We start from the raw sequence: 21,713 nt of genomic DNA, 5'->3' as shown, positions 1-21,713 counted from the left end.
CACCGTCCCTTGAGCCGGACAGTGCAAGCCTACCGACTGCCAGGGAATCACGCCATGATCGCGATCAACCGAGCCCTCCGCCTGCCCAAGACCTTCAACCGGCTGGCCTGGTCCAATCTCGCCGCGCAGTCGGCCGAGCAGATCGCACTGGCCGCCGCACCGATCGTCGCGGTGCTGCTACTCGGCGTCGGCGAAGGCCGGACCGGGGCGCTGCAGACCGCGCTGACCTTGCCCTTCATCCTGTTCGCGATTCCCGCCGGCCTCCTCGCCGACCGGATCTCGCGGCGCTGGCTGATGGCGGGCGCGGAAGGATTGCGCGCGGCAGCGCTGTTCGCAATCCTCCTGCTGATCTGGCTCGACCTGCTGTCGCTGCCCCTGCTCTCCCTGCTCGGCTTCGTCGCGGTATGCGGCACCGTCACCTACAGCGTCGCGGCGCCGGCATTGGTGCCGTCGCTGGTGACGCCGCAACTGTTGCCCGCCGCCAATGCGCGGATCGAGCTTGCGCGCACCATCGCGTTCGCCGGCGGCCCGGCGCTGGGCGGCGTGCTGGTGGGCTGGCTCGGCGCCGCGCCGGCCTTCGGTTTCGCCGCGGCGCTGTCGGTGATCGCGGTGGTGCTGCTGTCGGGCATCTATGAGCCGCTGCGTGCGCCGGCCCCGCGCCGACATCCGCTGCAGGATATCCGGGAAGGCGCCGCGTTCGTGCTGCATCATCCGCTGCTGCGGCCGGTGTTCATCACCCAGTTCATCTTCAACACCGCCTCGTTCCTGCTGCTGGCGGTGTTCGTGCCCTATGCGGTGCGCCGTCTCGGACTGTCGGCGACTGGCGTCGGCGTCACGCTCGGGATGTACGGCGTCGGCATGGTGGCCGGCGCGCTGCTCGCAACACGCCTGATGCGGCGCCTCGCCTTCGGCACCGTGATTGGATTGGGTCCGGTCACCGGCTTCATCGCCGCCGGTGTGATGGCGTTGACGACGGTCATTCCCTCGCCATGGCTTGCCGGCTCGAGCTTCTTCCTGCTCGGCGCCGGCCCGATCCTGTGGGTGATCTCAACCACCACCTTGCGGCAATCGGTGACGCCGCCCTCCCTGCTCGGCCGGGTCTCGGCGATCAACATCATGAGCTACGGCGCGCGCCCGCTCGGCTCCGCGCTCGGCGCCATCGTCGGCGGATTTTATGGCGCCGAGGCCTGCCTCTATCTGGCCTCCATCATCTTCGGCGCGCAGGCGCTGGTGATCCTGCTGTCGCCCGCGGTCTCACTGGCGCGGCAGCCGGAGATGGTCGGCGAGCCGTCGCAGGCATAGCCGGCCTGCCGGACCATGGCCTAGCGGTAGACCAGGATCGGGACCGAGGTGTGGGTCAGCACCTTCAGGGTTTCGCTGCCGAGGATTGCCGAAACGCCGCGCAGACCGTGTGAGGCCATGACCACGAGATCGCAACCTTGTTTCTTCGCGGTGTCGACGATCGCCTCGTACGGCTTGTCGTGCTCGATGCACAACGCGCTGCACTCGACGCCAGCCTCGACGGCGCTGTTTTTGATGTTGTCGAGATATTTGGCGGTCTGCGAAGCGACCAGCGCCTTGTATTGATCCAGCGCGGTTGAGACGACGCTGGGATCGACGACGAGGGAATTGAGCGGCGTCGATACCACCAGCGCAGTCACCCTGGCGCCGATGGTTTTCGCCAGCTCGATGCCGTGCTTCACCGCAGCCTTCGACAAATCCGAGCCATCCGTCGGAAGCAAAATGTGCTTGTACATGCTGCGCGCCTCATCCCCGCATTTTGCGTAGACTTGAATCAGGATCGAGGCTGCACGCATTGATATGAATCAACGGCAGGCCCGGCAGGGCCGCGGGATCTCAGGTCGCGAGATAGCGCTATTCGACGGACGAAGGCCGGCGAGCCATTACGATTTCGCTGATGTGACGACCTCGCCGTCCTCTTTCACGAACGAGCCGACGGGATGGTCGAGCAGATCGAGCACCGTTTCCGACGGCCGGCACAGTCTTGTGCCTTTCGGCGTCACCACGATCGGCCGGTTGATCAGGATCGGATGAGCCAGCATGAAATTGATCAGTTCGTCGTCGCTCCATTTGGGATCGCCGAGCCCGAGTTCCGCATAGGGCGTGCCCTTCTCGCGCAGCAGCGCCCGGACCGGAATTCCCATCGCCTTGATTAGCTCGATCAGCCGCGCGCGATCCGGCGGATTCTTCAGGTATTCGATGACCTCGGGCTCCTCGCCGCTTTGCCGGATCATCGCCAGCGCGTTGCGCGAGGTGCCGCAGGCCGGATTGTGATAGATCGTGACGCTCAAGTGCGCGCTTCCTTGCCGGCCGTTTCGGCAGTCCCGGCGCCTGCCTCGTACCAGCCGCGCGACGCCTTCACCAGATAGACCACCGAGAGCATCACGGGCACCTCGACCAGCACGCCGACCACGGTCGCCAGCGCCGCGCCGGAATTGAGGCCGAACAGGCTGATGGCGGCGGCGACCGCGAGTTCGAAGAAGTTGCTGGCGCCGATCAGGGCTGCCGGCGCGGCAACACACCAGGCCACGCCAAAACGCCGGCTCAGCCAATAGGCCAGCCCGGCATTGAGATAGACCTGGATCACGATCGGCACGGCCAGGAGCACGATCACCAGCGGCTGCGCAATGATCTGTTCACCCTGGAAACCGAACAGCAGCACCAGCGTGGTCAGGAGCGCCACCAGCGACACCGGCTGCAGCACATGCTGGGTCCGCGCCAATGCCGCCGGTCCGCTGGCAAGTAGCGCCCGCCGCCACGCTTGCGCGACGATCACAGGCACCACGATATAGAGCAGCACCGAGATCAGCAGGGTCGCCCAGGGCACCGTGATCGAGGCGACGCCGAGCAGCAGGCCGACCAGCGGCGCAAACGCGAACACCATGATGACGTCGTTCAGCGCGACCTGGCTCAAGGTGTAATGCGGCTCGCCCTCGCACAGGTTCGACCACACGAACACCATCGCCGTGCAAGGCGCCGCCGCCAGCAGGATGAGGCCTGCGATATAGGACGGAATCTGCGCCGACGGCAGCAGGGGCGCGAACAGGTGGCCGATGAACAGCGAGCCCAGGAGCGCCATCGAGAACGGTTTTACCGCCCAGTTGATGAACAACGTGACGCCGACGCCGCGCCAGTGCTCGCGCACCTGGCCGAGCGCGCCGAAGTCGATCTTCAGCAGCATCGGAATGATCATCAGCCAGACCAGCGCGGCCACCGGCAGATTGACCCGCGCGATCTCGGCGCCGGCAATGGCTGCAAACAGACCCGGCAGGAGATGCCCGAGCGCGACGCCCGCGATGATGCACAGCGCTACCCACAGCGACAGATAACGTTCGAACAGGTTCATGTCGGTTACGCCATTCCGGGCGCGTTTGGTGCGCCCTTTCCCCACCTGTATCGCTTAGCCGCGCCCAAGTAATGGCTTGTGGATAGTGCAAACCTGCTGCGCCCGCAATAACATGTCTTGATTTCTCGACATATAGAATGGATAATTTCAGCGAACTGGCCTCCGTATCGTAGGTTTTTCGGCGAATTTCATCCGCCCGTCATAAAGTGTGTCGATAAATGCGGACACGATACTGAGATTCTCATCCTTGCGGGAAGCCCATGAACGAAAACAATCGGGAAGCGAGTGCCATAGAAGGCTTTGGATCGCTTGCGCAACAGACCCGCCTCGCGGCGGTTCGTCATCTGCTTGCAGTCCATCCGGAAAGCCTGCCTGCCGGCGAGATCGCTCGGCTTTGCGAGGTGCCGCACAACACGATGTCGACGCACCTCGGCATCCTGAACCGTGCGGGCCTGGTTTCCGTCGAGAAGGACGGCCGCTCGATGAACTACAGGGCTGATGTCAACGGCTTTCGAGGCTTGCTCGATTTCCTCTCGCGGGACTGCTGCAACGGCCGTCCGGAACTGTGTGGGGATGCTTTCGATCTGCGGCCGGAGGCCATCGCCGCCGGACCGACAGACAAGTTCATGACGCCGGCGTTCAACGTCCTCTTCCTCTGCACCCAGAATTCCGCCCGCTCGATCATCGCCGAAGCCCTGCTCGAGAAGATCGGCCGTGGCCGCTTCCGGGCCTATTCTGCCGGATCGGAGCCGGCCCGCGAGCCCGTTCCGGAAGTGATCGACCGGCTGAAAGCGCTCGGACACGACGTGTCACGCCTGCATTCCAAGTCATGGGACGAGTTCAAGGGACCGGACGCTCCCCGGATGGACTTCATCATCGCGCTTTGCGATGCCCCCAATGGCCAGTTTTGTCCGGATCTCGGGGCTCAGTTCGTCAGCGGCGCCTGGCCGCTCCCCGACCCGGCACAGTTCAAGGGATCGCCGACCGAGCGGACCACGCTTCTGAATGAGCTCTACGCGATGATCCGGCGCCGTATCGAGATCTTCACGAGCCTCCCGTTCGATTCGCTGGGCCGCATGGCGATCAAGGCCCGCCTCGACGAGATCGGCGATACCACACGCGTATCCCCCTAAAGGAATTCCCATGAAGGTTGGCATCAATGGCATGGGCCGGATCGGCAGACTAGCGCTGCGTTCGGCACTCGGCGGCATACGCCGTCCGCACAGCGATCCTCGCGCCGACAACCGGCTGCAGGTCGTGCACATCAACGAGTTGAAAGGCGGCATCGCGGCGACTGCGCATCTCCTCGAATTCGACAGCATCCACGGACGCTGGCACGAGTCCATTGAGGTCGATTCCGATCAAATCGTGATCGGCAAGGACCGCATCGGCTTCAGCGAGATGGCCAGTCCGGGCGATGTCGCATGGGGCGATCTCGGTTGTGATGTCGTGCTGGAATGCACCGGCAAATTCCTGAAGCCGGATCAGCTTCAGGCCTACTTTGACCGGGGCGTCAAAAGGGTCATCGTCGCGGCTCCCGTCAAAGACGAAGCGGCACTCAACATCGTCGTCGGCGTCAACGACCAGCTCTACGATCCCGCCCGGCACCGGCTGCTGACGGCCGCCTCATGCACGACGAATTGTCTGGCGCCGGTCGTCAAGGTCATCCATGAATCAATCGGAATCCGGCACGGACAGATCACGACGATCCATGACCCGACCAACACCAATGTCGTCGTCGACGCCCCGCACAAGGACCTCCGGCGCGCGCGATCGGCGATGCTTTCGATGCAACCTACTACCACCGGAAGCGCTACGGCGATCTCCCTGATTTACCCGGAACTCAAAGGCAAGTTGAACGGTCACGCCGTGCGGGTGCCGGTGCTGAACGCCAGTTTGACCGATTGTGTATTCGAGCTGAAACGTCCGACCACCGTCGAGGAGATCAACCAACTCTTCAAATCCGCATCGGAAAGCGTTTTGGCCGGTATCCTGGGCCTGGAGACCCGGGCACTGGTCTCGGCCGACTACAACAACGATCCGCGCAGCTCGATCGTCGATGCTTTGAGCACGATGGTCACGGACGAGACGTTGCTGAAGGTCTACGCCTGGTACGATAACGAAGTCGGATACGCCTGCCGGATGGTCGATCTCGCCAACATCGTTGAACGAGCGGGGGTTTGATCCCGTGGTCCGAAATTACCTCATCGTCACCGCATCGTATTGGGGCTTCACGCTGGTCGACGGCGCCTTGCGGATGCTGGTGCTGTTCCATTTTTTCCGGCTGGGATATACGCCGTTCACGCTGGCCTTCCTGTTTCTCCTGTACGAGGCGGCCGGTATCGCGGCGAATCTCGCGGGCGGCTACTTCGCTTCACGCTTCGGCACTCCGCGCATGCTCGCGGTCGGCCAGATGCTCCAGATCGCCAGCTTGCTGATGTTGTCGGCACTCGATCCCGGCTGGGGGGCTGCGGCATCGGTCGCATGGGTGGTCATCGCTCAAGGCATCGCCGGCGTCGCCAAAGACCTGACCAAGACCGCATCCAAGTCCGCGATCAAGGCGACCTCCGCCGAAGGCAGCGGGCAATTGTTCCGATGGGTCGCATGGTTCACCGGTTCGAAGAACGCGATGAAGGGCATCGGGTTCTTCGTCGGCGGCCTGTTGCTGGACCTCGTCGGATTCACGCACTCGCTATGGATGATGGCCGCGCTGCTCGGCGCGATCTTCGTCGCAGGGCTGCTGCTGCTGCCCGCTCGGCTCGGCAAGGCGAAATCGTCGAAGACCATCCGTGAACTGTTCGGCAAGTCGCGCGGCGTGAACCTGCTGGCCGCCGCACGCATCTTCATGTTCGGCGCGCGCGATGTCTGGTTCGTCGTCGGGCTGCCGGTATTTCTCTACGCCAACGGATGGCGCTTCCTCGAGGTCGGCGGGTTTCTCGCGGCCTGGACCATCGCCTATGGCGGCGTGCAGGCCATCGCCCCCACGCTGGTGAGCCGCAGCCCGGACGGCCTGAGCCGCGAGGTGCCGGCGGCCCGCGTGTGGGCGGCGGTTCTCGCCGCCGTGCCGATCGCCCTGGCTGTCATCATGCAGGTCGCAAATGTCGGCCGCCCCGATCTCATCCTGGTAACAGGATTGGCGCTTTTCGGCCTGCCTTTTGCGGTTAATTCCTCGCTGCATTCGTATTTGATCCTGGCTTACGCCGGCTCGGAAAAGGCAGCCGAAGACGTCGGGTTCTACTACGCAGCGAACGCCGCCGGACGGCTGCTCGGAATTACGCTTTCAGGAGTCCTCTACCAGATGGCCGGCATCACGGGATGTCTGGTGGGTTCGGCGATCATGTTGCTGCTGTGCTGGCTGATCTCGTTTCTGCTTCCTATCAACCAAGGCCTGTCTCCGGCTCACGTTCGATCATGAGTTTGGGCGGCCGATTCCGGCAGCAGTCCATATTTCTATAATTCTAGAAATATAGTTGACACAATATCTGAACTTTGACACGCTGCGCTCATGAAACTCGACGACGCCGCCGCGCATCTGGAAGCCCTGGGTAACCCCACGCGGCTGAAGATCTACCGCACCCTCATTCGCGCCGGCGCTGCCGGCATGCCGGTCGGCCGCCTGCAGGACAAGCTGAAGATCGCGCCCTCCACCCTCTCCCACCACATCAAGGCGCTGGTGGTAGTCGGCCTCGTTACGCAGGTGCGCGAGGCAACTACCCTGATCTGCCACGCCAACTACGAAGTCATGCGGGGGCTGGTGGATTTTCTGGTCGCCGAATGCTGCACCGAGACCAGCGAAAGCAAGGACGCCAAGACCGCGGCATAGTTTGTTGCCGCCCTCAATTTCGATATTTCTAGTTTAATGGGAGAAGTTCATGAGTGAAGCCGAGACGGTCGCGATCATCGGAGCCGGCCCGGTCGGGCTTGCCGCAGCCGCGCATGTGCTGGAGCGCGGGCTGACACCGATCGTGCTGGAAGCAGGCAGCCAGATCGGCCATGCGATGCGGCAATGGGGCCACGTCCAGATGTTCTCGCCGTGGGAATACAATATCGACCGCGCCGCGGCGCGGCTGCTGGCGCCAACCGGGTGGAATTCTCCCGAGCCCGATCAATATCCGACCGGCGCCGAACTGGTCGAGCGCTATCTCGAGCCGCTCGCGGCCAAGACCGCGCTTGCGAGCTACATCCATACTTCGAGCCGCGTCACCGACATCAGCCGCATCGGCTTCGACAAGCTCAAGACCATGGGCCGCGAAAGCGCGCCGTTCGAGATCCGCTATCAGAACGGACAAGGCCCCAGGAGCGTGCGGGCCGACGCCGTGATCGACGCCTCCGGCACCTGGCATTCGCCGAATCCGGCAGGCGCCAACGGCCTGCGCGCCATCGGCGAGACGCAGGCGGCGGAGCGGATTGCCTACGGCATGCCTGACGTGCTGGGCAGGGATCGCGCGCGCTATGCCGGCAAGACCGTCGCGGTGCTCGGCGCCGGCCATTCGGCGATCGGTACGCTGACCGACCTCGCAACGCTCGCGACCGAGGAGCCGGAAACCAAACCGGTATGGCTGTTGCGCGGCAACGATCCAGCGAAAGCCTTCGGCGGCGGCGCGAACGACAAGCTCGCCGCCCGCGGCGCGCTTGGCGCGACCTTCGCCGCGCTGGTTGCGGCGGGCCGGATCCAGGTCGAAAGCGAATTTCGCGTTTCGCATCTCACAGGCGGCCTTCGCCTCACCGTCGGCGCCGGCTCCGCCTGTTGCGGCCGTCAGGTGGTGGTGGACGAACTGGTCGTGGCGACGGGCTTTCGGCCGGATCTGGATTTCGTGCGCGAGCTCCGCATCCAGCTCGATCCCGCGATCGAGTGCCCGGTGGCGCTGGCGCCGCTGATCGATCCGAACGAGCACAGCTGCGGCACCGTGCGGCCGCACGGCGCACGCGAACTGGCCCAGCCGGAACCCGGCTTCTATTTCGCCGGCATGAAGTCCTACGGACGCGCGCCGACCTTCCTGATGCTCACGGGCTACGAGCAGGTGCGCTCGATCGCCGCCGATATCGCCGGCGATCGCAAGTCAGCGGAGCGCGTCGAACTGGTGCTGCCGGAGACCGGTGTCTGCAATCGTTCCGCTGCGTCAGATGCCGGTAATTGCTGCGGCGGGCCTGCATTATCGGAGGTTGACGCCAGTTGCGCGGCCGACGCAAATGCCAGGCAACAAGGCAAGACGGGGTGCGGCTGCGCATCCTGATCGCGGGAGGTTAGCAGTATTTCGCTCGAGGGCCGATCCGTCATCATCGCGATGTGTGTGGGGCAGCTTGGCAGCCTGCTTCCGCACGTCGTGGTGCCGTCTGTTCTCGCCGCCTTCCTGATTCCGGAGTGGCATCTGAGCGGCGCGCAGGCCGGCCTGCTGGCGGGCTCGGGCGCCGCCGGCTACATGCTGGCCGTGCCGGTGCTGGCGACGCTGACCGACCGCATCGATGCCCGCAAAATCCTGATCGCGGGCTCGGCGCTGAGCGCGCTCGGCACGCTGTTGTTCGGCCTATTTGCCTCGGGCCTCTGGTCGGGCGCGCTGCTCAACGCCCTCGCGGGCGTCGGATTTGCGGGCGCCTATATGCCCGGCCTCAAGGCGCTGACCGACCGCCTCGCATCAGGCGATTCCTCCCGCGCCGTCACGCTCTACACTTCCAGCTTCTCCTTCGGCGTCGGGCTGTCGTTTCTGGTGTCGCAACTGGTCGCGGACAGTCTTGGCTGGCGCAGCGCGTTTTTCGTAACCGCGCTCGGCCCGATCGTGATGCTGGCGGTCTGCCTCTTGTTGCGGCCGGTTCCGCCCAAGCCGGCGCAGGGGCGCCTCTTGGATTTCGCGCCGGTGTTCCGCAACACCAAGGCGATGGGGTTCGTGCTCGGCTATGGCGCGCACTGCTTCGAGCTCTACGGCATCAGGACCTGGGTGGTCGCGTTCTGGACCTTCGTCGCGATGAAGAATTCGGACACCTCCCTCCTGACGCCGATCGTGGTCAGCGTGATCTTTTCCCTGCTGGCGATGCCCGCCAGCATTCTCGGCAACGAATTCGCGCTCCGGGCCGGCCGCCATCGCGCCATCACCATCGTGATGTTGGCCTCCGCCGTCGTGGCGCTGCTGATCGGCGTGTTTGCGGACAAGTCGCCGTGGTTCCTGCTGCCGCTGCTGCTGGCCTACGCGATCACGGTGCCGGCGGACTCCGGCGCATTGACGTCAGGCATGTCGATGGCGGCGCATCCCGACTATCGCGGCGCGACCATGGCAATGCATTCCACCGTCGGCTTCAGCCTGTCGGCGCTCGGCGCCTGGGGCGTCGGCGTCGCGCTCGATCTTGCTGGCGGACCGTCGAGCGCCAATGCATGGATGGCCGCGTTCTCGGTTCTGGCGGCGGGTATTTTATTGGGTCCGGTGGCGCTCTATTGGTCCAGACGCTTCTCGCCGCGGTCTTGAGCCGAGCGAATCGCATTTTCCCTTCCCATCGCGCGCCGTTTCAAGCAAAACCACCGCATGGCAAACGACACCAAGCCGGCCACCGGCATCAAGGGATTTGTGCGCTGGGCGATCACGCCGCCGCAAGCCTATGCGGTGTATCTGGTCGCCCTGTTCGTGGTGGCCGGGCTGTCGTTCTATCTGGGTACGCTGAAGCCGAAGAAGGCCGTAGGCATAGCGCCGCCACCACCGGTGTCCGCTCCGCGAAACTGACACGCTACGGAACCGCAATGAGAGCCCTTGCAGCCGCGAGTGCCACTGGCGTAGCCTGACGCCGGGGACATCGCAGCCTCCCCATGAAATGGTGGTCCCATTCAAGCGCTGCTCGCCCTTCTTTGGAGCGAGCACATGGATGGATTATCCCTCGAACTTCCGCTGTTTGTTGTCGCGACCTTCGCCGGCGCTTTTGTCGCGGGCCTCTCCGGCTTCGCCTTCGGGCTGGTCGCAGCCTCGATCTGGCTCTACATCCTCACTCCGCTGCAGACCGCCACCCTGATCATCGCGTTCGGCCTGATCGTTCAGGGCTACGCGGTCTGGAAACTGCGCACGAGCCTGGACTGGACCAAACTCTGGCCGTTCGTACTCGGTGCCGCGCTCGGCGTCCCCGTCGGCGTCAGCATCCTGACCTGGGCCAATCCGGCGCATGTCCGCGCAGGCGTCGGCGCATTTCTCGTTCTCTACAGCCTCTATGCGCTGTTGCGTCCCGCGATTGCGCCGGTCAAGGCGGGCGGCGCCGCGGCCGATGCCGCCGCCGGTTTCCTCAACGGCATGCTCGGCGGCATCACGGGACTGGCCGGAATTCTCGTCACCATCTGGTGCGGCTTGCGCGGCTGGCCCAAGGACGTGCAGCGCACGGTGTTCCAGCCGGTGGCCGTCGCCACCTTCCTGATGAGTGCGCTGTGGATCGGCGCCAAGGGCGCGATCACGCCGGACACCATCAAATTGTTTTTGGTGGGTCTGCCCGCTTTGCTCGCCGGCACCTGGCTTGGCCTGAAACTGTTCGGCCGCCTCGACGAGGCAGCGTTCCGCAAGGTCGTGCTGGTGCTCCTGCTGGCGTCGGGAGTGTTTCTGATCATCTAGAATTGCCCGACAGCGAGCCGGCGAGCGCATTGACAGCCCGCGCCGGTTCGCTTATTTGGCAGCTTATGGGGATTTTGCGATCTCCCCACGAGGCGACATGCCCAAGTATCGCGTCCCGTATCTCTTGCGAGGGCGCCTCCATGTCATCATTCACAACCATATCATCAGACAAACTTGCTCGGCTGATCGGCACGGCGAACACCCCTGCCCTGATCGACGTTCGCACCGACGAGGACTTTGCCGCCGATCCGCGGCTCATTCCCGGCGCGGTCAGGCGAAGCCATCAGGACGCCGCCGACTGGGGCGGGGAATATTCCGGCCGTTCGGCCATCGTCATCTGCCAGCGCGGCCTGAAACTCTCCGAGGGCACCGCGGCCTGGCTGCGCCATGTCGGCGTTTCCGCCGAAGCGCTTGAGGACGGCTTCGAGGGCTGGAAGACGGCGAAGCTTCCTTTGGTACCTGCGGCTAAGCTAGCCCCGCGCGATGCGCAGGGGCGCACCGTCTGGGTCACCCGGGCGCGGCCGAAGATCGACCGCATCGCCTGCCCCTGGCTGATCCGCAGGTTCGTCGATCCCAACGCGGTGTTCCTGTTCGTGGCGCCGTCCGAAGTGGTCGCGGTCGGCGAGCGCTTCAACGCGGTGCCGTTCGATATCGAAAACGTGTTCTGGAGCCATCGCGGCGAACTCTGTACCTTCGACGTGATGGTCGAGGAGTTTGGCCTGGCGACGCCGCCGATGCAGCGGCTGGCGACGATGGTGCGGGCCGCCGACACCGGACGGCTCGATCTCTGTCCGGAAGCGCCGGGGCTATTGGCGGCTTCGCTCGGGCTGTCCAGGATTTATGATGACGACCTCGCGCAACTCGAGGCCGGCATGACACTCTATGACGCCTTCTATCGCTGGTGCCGCGATGCGTCGGGCGAAACCCATAACTGGCCCACCAACAAGGCAAGGCCGTGATCGATATCGCAACGAATGAGAAGCCCGCCGGAGCCGATACCGGTCACGGCATCAGCTTCGGCGAGGCCTTTCGGGTCTGGGTACGGGTGGCGGTGCTGAGCTTCGGCGGCCCCGCCGGGCAGATCGCGGTGATGCACCGCATCCTGGTCGAGGAAAAGAACTGGATTTCGGAAAGCCGGTTCCTGCATGCGCTGAACTACTGCATGCTGCTGCCCGGCCCCGAGGCGCAGCAGCTCGCCACCTATATCGGCTGGCTCCTGCACCGCACCGCCGGCGGCATCATGGCCGGCGGCCTGTTCATCCTGCCCGGCATCATCGCCATCATGGGGCTGAGCTATATTTACGCCCTCTTCGGCAAGCTCGGCCTCGTCGAGGCGCTGTTCTTCGGGCTGAAGGCCGCGGTGCTGGCGATCGTGATCCAGGCCGTATTCCGCGTCGGCAAACGCGCGCTGCGCAACCGGATCATGATTGCGCTCGCGGCCATCGCCTTCATCGCGATTTTCTTTTTCGACGTACCGTTCCCGGCCATCATCATCGCCGCCGGCCTGATCGGATATGCCGGCGCCAAGGCAGGACGGAGCGAATTCGCCGCGGTCGGGCACGGCGGCGGCACGAATGGCGCCGCCGTCGACAGCATGCTCGGCGAGGAATTGCCCGACCATGTCCGCCCCAGCATTTCGCGCGCCCTGAAGGTCAGCGCGGTCTGGCTATTGCTGTGGCTGGTGCCGGTCGCGGCCCTGCTGATCGCGTTCGGCCAGGCCAATGTGTTCAGCCAGATCGCCCTGTTCTTCAGCAAGATGGCGATGGTGACGTTCGGCGGCGCCTATGCGGTGCTGGCCTATGTCGCGCAGCAGGCGGTCGAACACTATCACTGGCTGCAGCCGCGCGAGATGCTCGACGGCTTGGGGATGGCCGAGACCACGCCGGGTCCGCTGATCATGGTGCTGCAGTTCGTCGGCTTCATGGCCGCCTTCCGCGACCCCGGCACGCTGTCGCCCGTCCTGGCGGGTACGCTCGGCGGCCTGCTGGCGACCTGGGTCACGTTTACGCCCTGCTTCCTCTGGATCTTTCTCGGCGCGCCCTATGTCGAGACACTCAGGGGCAACAAGGGACTGGCCGGCGCGCTCGGCGCGATCACCGCGGCCGTGGTCGGCGTGATCCTCAATCTGTCGATCTGGTTCTCGCTGCACACGGTGTTCCGCGAGACCTCGCCTGTGCGATCGTTCGGGCTGTCGTTCGACAGGCCGGTGTGGTCGAGCGTCGACCTTGCCGCGCTGGTCCTGGCGATCGCGGCTGCGACCGCGATCTTCCGCTTCAACCTGGGCATGCTGACGGTGCTGGCAGGCTCGTGCGCCGCCGGGGTACTGCTGCGGCTGGCGGGGGTGATTTGAGATCTTGTGGGTCGGCGCAAGCACCGGACGACGGCGCAATCCGGGAAAGCGCGTCAAGCCGGCCCCGGATTTCGCAAGCGCTCCATCCGGGCTTCGGGACTAATTCGCCTTACGGCTCTATCAACGTCATTGCGAGCGAAGCGAAGCAATCCAGCTCTTGCGAAGCGACAGCGAAAGCTGGATTGCTTCGTCGCAAGCGCTCCTCGCAATGACGGGGAGAGTTTCCGATTCAATTATCAAACAGCTGGAGATATGCGTCCGCATTCTCGCGGCGCGATGCGCCCGAGCTTTGCGTCGATGGACGCCCTCCTGAAAGAAGAGGGCGCAGGGAAGACCGGGTGCACGCTGCACCCGCGGTCTCGTGTGCAAGATTGCACAAAGAGATGCGCACACGAGCATACAGGTTCAGCGGAGGCATCCCGGCCTTCCCTGCGCAGTGGTTTACGGATTATAGGTGCTCTTCCCGGCGATCAGGATTTGCTTGTCACCGTCGTCCGCGGGACGTTTTGCTTCCCGCCAACTTGACGCCAACCCAGAGGCTGTCAGAACCACACGATTTCACCGTCCGCTCGAGTCACGCTCGTCAGTCGCAACTTCCGCGTCCACCGCATCCCACCGCGCGTTCGTGACGATCGCGATCCGCCCCTCATCGGGTGAGACACGCGGAGTCGTAGTGCTGATTTGCCCGACGGGTTAAGTGGAAATTTGCCCGTCGGGTTACTTTGTCGCGGCCCGGCTCACCCGCCTTGCATTCCTACACCACTTCCGCCGGCGCCAGCTTGCAGGCGTCGCTGCCGGCCTCGATCTGCAGTGTCGCATGGTGGATGTCGAAGCGGTGCGAGAGTTCCGCGCAGACATGATGCAGGAATTCATCGTCGTAGCCGCCGGGCCGCACCAGATGCGCGGTCAGCGCGGTTTCGTTCGTGCTCATCGCCCAGACGTGGAGATCGTGCACTTCGGTGACGCCTTCGAGCCGGCCGAGATAATCCTTCACGTCAGCCAGTTCGATGCCCTTGGGCACGCCGTCCAGCGCGAGATTGACGCTGTCGCGGGCCAGCCCCCAGCCGCTCGCCAGCACCACGGCTGCGATGGCAAGGCTGATCGCGGGATCGATCCACAGCCACCCCGTCAGCATGATCGCGAAGGCCGCGACCACCACGCCGAGGGAAACGCCGGCGTCCGCCGCCATGTGCAGGAAGGCCCCGCGGATATTGAGATCGCCATGACGGCCGCGCATGAACAGGAGTGCAGTGGCGCCGTTCACGACGATGCCGAGCGCCGCAACCCAAACCACGGTTCGCCCCGCGACCTCGGCGGGCTCCCTGATGCGGTCGATGGCCTCCACCGCAATGGCGCCGACCGCGATCAGCAGCAGCCCGGCATTCACCAGCGCAGCGAGGATCGAGGCGCGCCGGTAGCCGTAAGTATGCTGCGGCGTCGGCCGCCGGCGCGCCAGCCATCCGGCGGCCCATGCCAGCATGAGCGCGATCACGTCGGAGAAATTGTGAACCGCGTCCGAGATCAGCGCCAGCGAGTTCGCGGCATAGCCGAACACCAGCTCCGCCGCGAGGAAGGCGGTATTGAGCGCAATGCCGACCGCGAATGCGAAGCCGAAATTGTCGGGCGCATGGCTGTGCCCGGCGTGATCGTGCGGGTGGGAGTGATCGTGGTGGTGGGCCATTCCGGGATAACCGTTGCAGGGCCGTTCGGTTCGGCCGCTTGCGATTATAGCGCGCGTGAAGTGGCGAATACTATTACGGAGGCGATCACATTCGTCGTCCCTGCGAACGCAGGGACCCATAACCGCCAGCGATTCCGATAGGAAAGACGCTGGCCACAGCGCGTAAATGATAGGCCACGGCGTATGGGTCCCTGCGTTCGCAGTGACGACTAAGAAATCACTCCACGCCGCGGTTGAACTTGTTCGACTTCGGCAGGCCGTGCGCAAGACGGCCGGCGTCGGCGCGGTTGCCGCGCCAGTCGGACAGTTCCTTCCAGCTCAGGCTCTGCTCGCGCCCGGCCGAATCCTTCCAGGTGAGACCGGCTTTCGACTCGAACGTGGCGACATCCGACAGCGAAGCGCTGGTGTATTTTTGCAGCCGCACGCCGCGGCCGCGCGCCATCTCCGGCACCTGTTCGAGCGGGAACAGCACCATCTTGTGGTTGGTGCCGATCACGGCAACGGTGTCGCCCGACACGGTCGCGATCGCGCAGGCCTCGTTCGGCATCTCGACGTTCAGCACCTGCTTGCCCTTGCGGGTATTACTGACGCAATCGTCTTCGTTGACGACGAAGCCCTGCCCTTCCAGGCTCGCGATCAGGAATTTGCGGCCGCCCTTGTTGACGAACAGCGACACGATCGCGGCGTCCTGGTCCATGTCGATGAACATCCGGATCGGCTCGCCATGGCCGCGGCCGCCCGGCAATTTGGCGACGTCGAGCGAATAAAATTTGCCGCTGGTCGCGAACAACAAGAGCTTTGACGTGGTCTCGGCGAAGAACGCCTGACCGAGCTTGTCGTCGGTCTTGAAGGTCAACCCCGAGAGATCGGCGACGTGGCCCTTCAGCGTGCGGACCCAGCCCTTCTCGGAAACGACGACCGTGACCGGCTCGCGCTCGACGAAGGCTTCCTCGATCGCAGCAAGATCGTGCTCTGGCGCGTCGGCGAATTGGGTGCGGCGCTTGCCGAGCGGCGTCTTGGGCCCGAAGATGTCGCGAACATTGCGGACCTGCTCGCCAATCTTGGACCACTGCTCGGCCTCGGAGCCGAGCATCGCCTTGATGCCCTTCAATTCGGCGCGAAGATTTTTGTCCTCGGTGCGGATCTCGAATTCCTCGAGCTTGCGCAAGGACCGCAGCCGCATGTTGAGGATGGCGTCGGCCTGGATCTCCGTGAGCTTGAACGCCTTGATCAGCGCCGGCTTCGGCTCATCCTCGGTACGGATGATCTTGATCACCTTGTCGATGTTCAGATACGCGATCAGGTAGCCGCCGAGCACTTCGAGCCGGTGCTCGATCTGCTCCTTGCGGTAGTTGGAGCGGCGCAGCAGCACGTCGCGCAGATGATCGAGCCATTCGCGCAGGCACTCGGCAAGGCCGAGCACCTTGGGGATGCGGCCCTTCACCAGCACGTTGAGGTTCAGGGGAATCCGGCTCTCCAGTTCGGTCAGCTTGAACAGCGACTCCATCAGCAGTTCAGGGTCGACGGCCCGGGACTTCGGTTCGATCACGAGCCGGATGTCTTCGGCGGATTCGTCGCGGACGTCGCCGACCAGCGGCAGCTTCTTCTCGTTGAGCAGTTCGGCGATCTTCTCGACCAGCCGCGACTTCTGCACCAGCCAGGGAATCTCTGATATGACCACGACCCAGGTGCCGCGGGCGCCCTCTTCCTGGATCCATTTGGCGCGGGTGCGGAACGAGCCGCGCCCGGTCATATAGGCTTCCGCGATGCTCTCCTTGGAATCGACGATGATGCCGCCGGTCGGGAAATCCGGACCCTTGACCCATTTCAGCAGCGTCTTCGATTTCGCCTCGGGCTTGTCGATCAGATGAAGTGCTGCGTCGCACAGCTCGGCCGCATTGTGCGGCGGGATCGAGGTCGCCATGCCGACCGCGATGCCCTGCGCACCATTGGCGAGCAGGTTCGGAAAACCGCCGGGCAGCACGACCGGCTCTTTCGACTGGCCGTCGTAATTGGCGCGGAACTCGACGCCGTCCTCGTCGATGCCTTCGAGCAAAAGCCGCGCGACCTCGGTCATGCGGGCTTCGGTGTAGCGGTAGGCGGCGGGATTATCGCCGTCGATATTGCCGAAATTGCCCTGGCCGTCGACCAGCGGATAGCGTGAGGAAAAATCCTGTGCCAGGCGCACCAGCGCGTCGTAGATCGATTGATCGCCGTGCGGATGGAACGAGCCCATCACGTCGCCGACGATCTTCGCCGATTTCTTGAACGGCGTGCCCGGATCGAGCCGTAACAGCCGCATGCCGTAGAGGATGCGCCGGTGCACCGGTTTCAACCCGTCGCGGGCGTCCGGCAGCGCGCGGTGCATGATGGTGGAGAGCGCATAGGCGAGGTAGCGCTCCTCGAGCGCGTCGCGCAGCATGACCTCGTGAATTTCAGCCGGTTCCGGCGGAATCAGTCGTTTTCCCATGGGGACGGGTTAAACTTTTGAGGCGAATCGGGCAAGAAATGAATCATGTTCCCTTGCGCTTTCGCGGGAAGGTTTTGATGGCGAAAAGACCCAAACCCGAGCCACATATTCAGTATCACAGGGACGGCAGCATCTGGGCGCGAGGACAGACCGTTGGCGGCGTCCCCACCGGTTATTGGGAATGGTTCCGCAAGGACGGTGTGCGGCTGCGGTCCGGCACCTTCTCAGAAGGTGAGCAAACCGGAGAATGGATGACCTATGACAGGACCGGTGCCGTCTACAAGGTCACCACCATCAAGCCGAAAAAGAAGAAGGTCTGACGTTCGGCGCGGGCTAGGGTGACGCGGCCTCGGCCCGAGCCCGATACTTCCTCACCGCGTTGATAAAGCCGTCGCGGGCGTCCGAGTGCCCCAGCCCGCGCGGCTCCAGCACGTGGCGCAGCAGGAACAGGCCGGTGAGCGTAAAGCCATCCTGCAGGTCCTGGTCCGACCAGCCGTTCGGCCCGCCGCCGCCTTCGCGCAGGAACGCCGGCAGCCGCAGCAGCCGGTCACGCCAGGGATCGCCGGCCCGCCGCGATACCGCGACGCCGGATTTCGGCGACACGTAAACAAGGTCTGACCTCTCGCCGGTGGCAGCGCAATTCTCCAGATCGAGCCCGAAGCCGAGTTCCGTCAGCATCGCCAGTTCGAATTTGATCAGCTGCACAGCGGCTTCGCCGATGTCGTCGAAATCATCCAGCGTGCGCTCCAGCATCTCGTAGATGTCTTGATGCGGATCGCGTTCCGGCAATAGCCGCGCCAGCGAGGCCAGATGGGTCACGCCGTAAGTCGCATGCGACGACGCCAGCACGGTGGCCGCGCGCAGCCGCGTGCCCTCGATGACGTAATAGCCGAGATGCTCGTCGAGCCGCGCCCGCCACACCGCTGACACGCTGTTGCCGGGCTGCAGCATCGGCCGCATCCGTTTTCCGGCGCCGCCGCGCACCAGGCCGAGGTGACGGCCATGGCCGCGAGTCAGCAGCTCGACGATGGCACTGGATTCGCCATGCCGCCGCACCCCCAGCACGATGCCTTCGTCGGTCCATTCCATGGCTCGGAGTGTACAGGATTCCGATGCCGGGCGCAGTAATCTCACCAAGGTCATTCCGGGGCGATGCAAAGCATCGAACCCGGAATCTCGAGATTCCGGGTTCGCGTCTACGACGCGCCCCGGAATGACAGTCTCAAGTATTGAACCAGCCTACCGCGTCGCCGGTGAAGGAAAAATACAGGCCAGCCGCCGTCAGCGCGCAGGACACGATCTCGATGCCGCTGTCGAACCCGACGCCCCTTTCGCCCACAATCTGCACCAGCGAGATTACCGACAGCACCAGAGCCGCGGCCAGCGCCCAGCGCGGCCAGTTCTTGCGCCGCCGCGCCGCGAGCCAGACGAAGTAGACCAAAAGCAGGATCAGGCCGGCCGCCATCAGGGTTGCGACCATGATCATCGATTCCGTCATCTGCGCATTCGGCGTCCGCTCCGCAAACGCCACCGACAACGTGTCGAGCATCAGCGACAGATACAGCAGCACTTCGAACCACACGACGTTTCTGGGTACGGTCATCGGGACGCCGGCTATTCCTTGGGGAATTCTAGTCCCATTTCACGGTAGCGGTTGGGATCGTCGCCCCAGTTCTCGCGCACCTTGACGAACAGGAACAGGTGCACGGGAACGCCGACGATCTCGGCAATCTCTTTGCGCGCATCCGCGCCGATCGACTTGATGGTGGCGCCGCCCTTGCCGAGCACGATCTTGCGCTGGCTTTCGCGCTCGACAAAGATCGTCTGCTCGATGCGGATCGATTTATCCTTGCGCTCGGTCCAGGTGTCGGTCTCGACGGTGGATTGATACGGCAGCTCCTGATGCAGCTGCCGGAAAATCTTCTCTCGGGTAATTTCCGCCGCCAGGTGCCGCATCGGCGCATCCGACATCTGGTCTTCCGGGTAATGGAACGGCCCCGCCGGCACCATCTCCCCCAAGGTGCGCCTGAGGTCGTCGACCCCGTCGCCCGACAACGCCGAGACCATGAAGGTCTTCTCAAAAGCGAGGCGATCATTGGCGGCCTTGGCCAGCGCCAGCAGCTTTTCGCGCGGCACCAGATCGATCTTGTTCAGCACGAGGATCTTGGGATGACGCACGGTCGCGAGCTGGTTGAAGATGGCGTCGGCCTCATCGTCGATCCCGGCCTTGGCGTCGAGCAGCACGCAGACCAGGTCGGCGTCGTGCGCCCCGACCCATGCGGTCGACACCATGGCGCGGTCGAGCCGCCGCTTCGGCGCGAAGATGCCGGGTGTGTCGACCAGGATGATCTGGGCGTTGTTGTCGATCACGATGCCGCGGATCAGCGCGCGGGTGGTCTGCACCTTGCGCGAGACGATCGTGACCTTGGAACCGACCAGCGCATTGACCAGCGTGGACTTGCCGACATTGGGGGCGCCGATCAGCGCGACGAAGCCGCAGCGGGTAGCCACCGGGGCGGCATTTTCAGGGGTTTCAGCCATCATTGTTCCCGCCGCCGACGCCCTCGCGCTCGATCATCACGGAGGCCGCGACCTTTTCGGCGGCGCGCTTGCTGCCGCCGACGCCTTCGGCCGGCGCGAGGCCGGGCAGATCCACGGCAACGCGGAACTGCGGATCGTGATGCGGGCCGGTGCGCTCGATCTCGCGATAAACCGGCGTCGGCAGTCCCTTGCCCTGCGCCCATTCCTGCAGCACGGTCTTGGGATCGCGCAGCGGCCGCCGCGGCTTGCGCATCCGCTCGGTCCAGTTGCGCTCGACGAATTGCGCCGCGGCACTGTAGCCGCCGTCGAGAAAGATTGCCCCGATCACCGCTTCGCAGATGTCGCCGAGCACCGATTTGCGCAAGCGCGCGCCGGCGCCGGCGCCGACCGCCCCCAACTTGATGTCGTCGATCAGCCCGAGCGATTTTGCGACATCGGCGCAGCTCTCCTTGCGCACGAGATCGGCGAGCCGCTTCGACAATTCGCCCTCGTCGGCTTTGGGAAAGGCGCGATACAGCATGTCGGAGACGACAAGCCCGAGCACGTGGTCGCCGAGAAACTCCAGACGCTGGTAGCTGTCGCCGCGGTTGCGCACCGGCTTCAGGGCGGAGACGTGGGTGAAGGCGGTGGCCAAAAGGCTGGCGTCGGTGAATTTATGCCCGATGCGCGCCTCGAGCGCCGCGGCCGCCGCCTTGGCGCTGACCTTGCCGCGCTTCTTCTTCACTGCCGCGACCTCACCCCCGGCGTCACCCTGGGGGCGTGCGTCGCCAGTTGCGGATGACGTCTGGAGATCAGGTGATTCGTCGTTCATCGCACGATGGAGAATATGCGATTCCAGCGCACCGCGGTGGGCCAGCGCCAGAACATCCAGGCATGTTCGCCCTCGGCAATGGAGAAGAAGATCATCTGCGCCCGGCCGACGATATTCTCGAACGGCACATAGCCGACGGCCGACAGCACCCGGCTGTCGGTGGAATTGTCGCGGTTGTCGCCCATCATGAAGAAGTGGCCGGGCGGCACGGTGTAGAGAGTGGTGTTGTCGTAGAAGCCGTTGTCGACGCAATCCAGCGACTCATAGGTGACGCCGTTCGGCAGCGTCTCCCTCCAGCGCTTCACCCGCGCGGTGGCGTCGGACCCGCAGGGATCCTCGCCGATGAAGTCGCCGAGGCGTTCGCGCTTGACCGGCTTTTCATTGATGTAGAGCAGCCCTTCCTTCATCTGGATGCGGTCGCCCGGCAGCCCGATCACGCGCTTGATGTAGTCGGTGGAATCGTCTTTGGGCAGGCGGAACACCACGATATCGCCGCGCGCCGGCTCGGAACCGAAGACGCGCCCCGAGAACAGCGGCGGCGACAGCGGGATCGAATAGTGGCTGTAGCCGTAGGAATATTTCGAGACGAACAGGTAATCGCCGACCAGCAGCGTCGCCTTCATCGATCCCGAGGGGATGTTGAAGGGCTGGAACAGGAAGGTGCGGATCACGAGCGCTATCAGAAGAGCATGGATGACCACGCGGATGGTTTCACCCAAGCCGCTTTCAGTTTTTGTCCCGGATGTCACGCTCATCGCTTTCCCAATTCCCGTCGCGATTCACCGCGCGGTGGCAGAGCATTTTCCTCACGCGAATCGCTTTCGTTTCGCGTCAAGAAAATGGTCTTGATACTGATATTGAGAGCGAATTCCGGCGCAAACCTGAACTCGCCCTGGTTCGATGTTCCCTGCGGCGTTTT

22 protein-coding genes are annotated in these 21,713 nt (G+C 64.2%); 12 read left to right on the top strand and 10 right to left on the bottom strand.

All coding sequences use genetic code 11. The features are described from left to right. Positions 1-54 precede the first annotated feature (54 nt). Complete coding sequence (locus KMZ29_RS12975; RefSeq protein ID WP_369810105.1) at positions 55-1,302, top strand: MFS transporter; 1,248 nt, start codon at positions 55-57, stop codon at positions 1,300-1,302. A 20-nt stretch (positions 1,303-1,322) separates the two neighbouring features. Here the strand turns inward: KMZ29_RS12975 and KMZ29_RS12970 are convergent, their stop codons facing one another. From KMZ29_RS12970 to arsB, 3 genes are all read right to left on the bottom strand, one after another. Further along, positions 1,323-1,757, bottom strand: coding sequence for a universal stress protein (locus tag KMZ29_RS12970; protein WP_215623998.1), 435 nt, complete (start codon positions 1,755-1,757; stop codon positions 1,323-1,325). A gap of 147 nt (positions 1,758-1,904) precedes the next feature. Beyond that, positions 1,905-2,312: an arsenate reductase (glutaredoxin) gene (gene arsC / locus KMZ29_RS12965; RefSeq protein ID WP_215623997.1), complete on the bottom strand. Its 408-nt coding sequence runs from the start codon at positions 2,310-2,312 to the stop codon at positions 1,905-1,907. Further along, positions 2,309-3,367 carry an ACR3 family arsenite efflux transporter gene (arsB, locus tag KMZ29_RS12960; protein WP_215623996.1) on the bottom strand — a complete coding sequence of 353 codons (1,059 nt, stop codon included), beginning with the start codon at positions 3,365-3,367 and terminating at the stop codon, positions 2,309-2,311. Before arsB ends, arsC begins: the two co-directional genes overlap by 4 nt. A 260-nt stretch (positions 3,368-3,627) precedes the next feature. Between arsB and KMZ29_RS12955 the strand changes: the two genes are divergently transcribed. The 10 genes from KMZ29_RS12955 to chrA all read left to right on the top strand — a co-directional run bounded on the left by KMZ29_RS12955 (position 3,628) and on the right by chrA (position 13,291). After that, a complete protein-coding gene (locus KMZ29_RS12955) occupies positions 3,628-4,500 on the top strand; it encodes an arsenate reductase/protein-tyrosine-phosphatase family protein (protein WP_215623995.1) in 873 nt (290 codons plus the stop codon). A 10-nt stretch (positions 4,501-4,510) separates the two neighbouring features. Beyond that, positions 4,511-5,551, top strand: coding sequence for an ArsJ-associated glyceraldehyde-3-phosphate dehydrogenase (locus KMZ29_RS12950; RefSeq protein WP_215623994.1), 1,041 nt, complete (start codon positions 4,511-4,513; stop codon positions 5,549-5,551). A 4-nt stretch (positions 5,552-5,555) separates the two neighbouring features. Beyond that, the gene (gene arsJ / locus KMZ29_RS12945) at positions 5,556-6,782 is read left to right on the top strand and encodes an organoarsenical effux MFS transporter ArsJ (protein ID WP_215623993.1); all 1,227 of its coding nucleotides are present in this window, start codon (positions 5,556-5,558) and stop codon (positions 6,780-6,782) included. Between the two features lie 90 nt (positions 6,783-6,872). Then, positions 6,873-7,190, top strand: a complete 318-nt coding sequence (locus tag KMZ29_RS12940; RefSeq protein ID WP_215623992.1) for an ArsR/SmtB family transcription factor — start codon at positions 6,873-6,875, stop codon at positions 7,188-7,190. Positions 7,191-7,239: 49 nt separating this feature from the next. Further along, on the top strand, positions 7,240-8,601 hold the full coding sequence (locus tag KMZ29_RS12935; RefSeq protein WP_215623991.1) for an NAD(P)-binding domain-containing protein: 1,362 nt from the start codon (positions 7,240-7,242) through the stop codon (positions 8,599-8,601). Positions 8,602-8,652: 51 nt separating this feature from the next. Continuing rightward, entirely contained in the window at positions 8,653-9,822 is a 1,170-nt protein-coding gene (locus tag KMZ29_RS12930) for an MFS transporter (protein ID WP_215623990.1), read from the top strand. A gap of 57 nt (positions 9,823-9,879) precedes the next feature. Beyond that, a complete protein-coding gene (locus KMZ29_RS12925; protein WP_215623989.1) occupies positions 9,880-10,074 on the top strand; it encodes a hypothetical protein in 195 nt (64 codons plus the stop codon). A 135-nt stretch (positions 10,075-10,209) separates the two neighbouring features. Further along, positions 10,210-10,941: a sulfite exporter TauE/SafE family protein gene (locus tag KMZ29_RS12920; protein ID WP_215623988.1), complete on the top strand. Its 732-nt coding sequence runs from the start codon at positions 10,210-10,212 to the stop codon at positions 10,939-10,941. Between the two features lie 140 nt (positions 10,942-11,081). After that, positions 11,082-11,900: a chromate resistance protein ChrB domain-containing protein gene (locus KMZ29_RS12915; protein WP_215623987.1), complete on the top strand. Its 819-nt coding sequence runs from the start codon at positions 11,082-11,084 to the stop codon at positions 11,898-11,900. Continuing rightward, the gene (gene chrA / locus KMZ29_RS12910) at positions 11,897-13,291 is read left to right on the top strand and encodes a chromate efflux transporter (RefSeq protein ID WP_215623986.1); all 1,395 of its coding nucleotides are present in this window, start codon (positions 11,897-11,899) and stop codon (positions 13,289-13,291) included. Before KMZ29_RS12915 ends, chrA begins: the two co-directional genes overlap by 4 nt. 754 nt (positions 13,292-14,045) lie before the next feature. Here chrA and KMZ29_RS12905 read toward each other — a convergent pair. Then, complete coding sequence (locus KMZ29_RS12905; RefSeq protein WP_215623985.1) at positions 14,046-14,972, bottom strand: cation diffusion facilitator family transporter; 927 nt, start codon at positions 14,970-14,972, stop codon at positions 14,046-14,048. Between the two features lie 217 nt (positions 14,973-15,189). Beyond that, on the bottom strand, positions 15,190-17,442 hold the full coding sequence (gene parC, locus KMZ29_RS12900; RefSeq protein ID WP_215623984.1) for a DNA topoisomerase IV subunit A: 2,253 nt from the start codon (positions 17,440-17,442) through the stop codon (positions 15,190-15,192). A gap of 77 nt (positions 17,443-17,519) precedes the next feature. Here parC and KMZ29_RS12895 point away from each other — a divergent pair, with 77 nt between their 5' ends. Further along, positions 17,520-17,762, top strand: coding sequence for a toxin-antitoxin system YwqK family antitoxin (locus KMZ29_RS12895; protein ID WP_215623983.1), 243 nt, complete (start codon positions 17,520-17,522; stop codon positions 17,760-17,762). 13 nt (positions 17,763-17,775) lie between these two features. Here the strand turns inward: KMZ29_RS12895 and recO are convergent, their stop codons facing one another. The 5 genes from recO to lepB form a co-directional block, all read right to left on the bottom strand. Continuing rightward, on the bottom strand, positions 17,776-18,531 hold the full coding sequence (gene recO, locus KMZ29_RS12890; protein ID WP_215623982.1) for a DNA repair protein RecO: 756 nt from the start codon (positions 18,529-18,531) through the stop codon (positions 17,776-17,778). 133 nt (positions 18,532-18,664) lie between these two features. Next, complete coding sequence (locus tag KMZ29_RS12885) at positions 18,665-19,045, bottom strand: hypothetical protein (protein WP_215623981.1); 381 nt, start codon at positions 19,043-19,045, stop codon at positions 18,665-18,667. 11 nt (positions 19,046-19,056) lie between these two features. Beyond that, positions 19,057-19,986: a GTPase Era gene (gene era, locus KMZ29_RS12880; protein WP_369810104.1), complete on the bottom strand. Its 930-nt coding sequence runs from the start codon at positions 19,984-19,986 to the stop codon at positions 19,057-19,059. Continuing rightward, on the bottom strand, positions 19,976-20,794 hold the full coding sequence (gene rnc / locus KMZ29_RS12875) for a ribonuclease III (RefSeq protein ID WP_215623979.1): 819 nt from the start codon (positions 20,792-20,794) through the stop codon (positions 19,976-19,978). The genes era and rnc overlap by 11 nt, the downstream gene beginning before the upstream one ends. Beyond that, a complete protein-coding gene (gene lepB, locus KMZ29_RS12870; RefSeq protein WP_215623978.1) occupies positions 20,791-21,549 on the bottom strand; it encodes a signal peptidase I in 759 nt (252 codons plus the stop codon). Before lepB ends, rnc begins: the two co-directional genes overlap by 4 nt. Between the last annotated feature and the right edge of the window lie 164 nt (positions 21,550-21,713).

The organism is Bradyrhizobium sediminis, from assembly GCF_018736085.1.
GTDB lineage: Bacteria > Pseudomonadota > Alphaproteobacteria > Rhizobiales > Xanthobacteraceae > Bradyrhizobium > Bradyrhizobium sediminis.
This window is presented reverse-complemented; position numbering and strand designations above follow the sequence as displayed.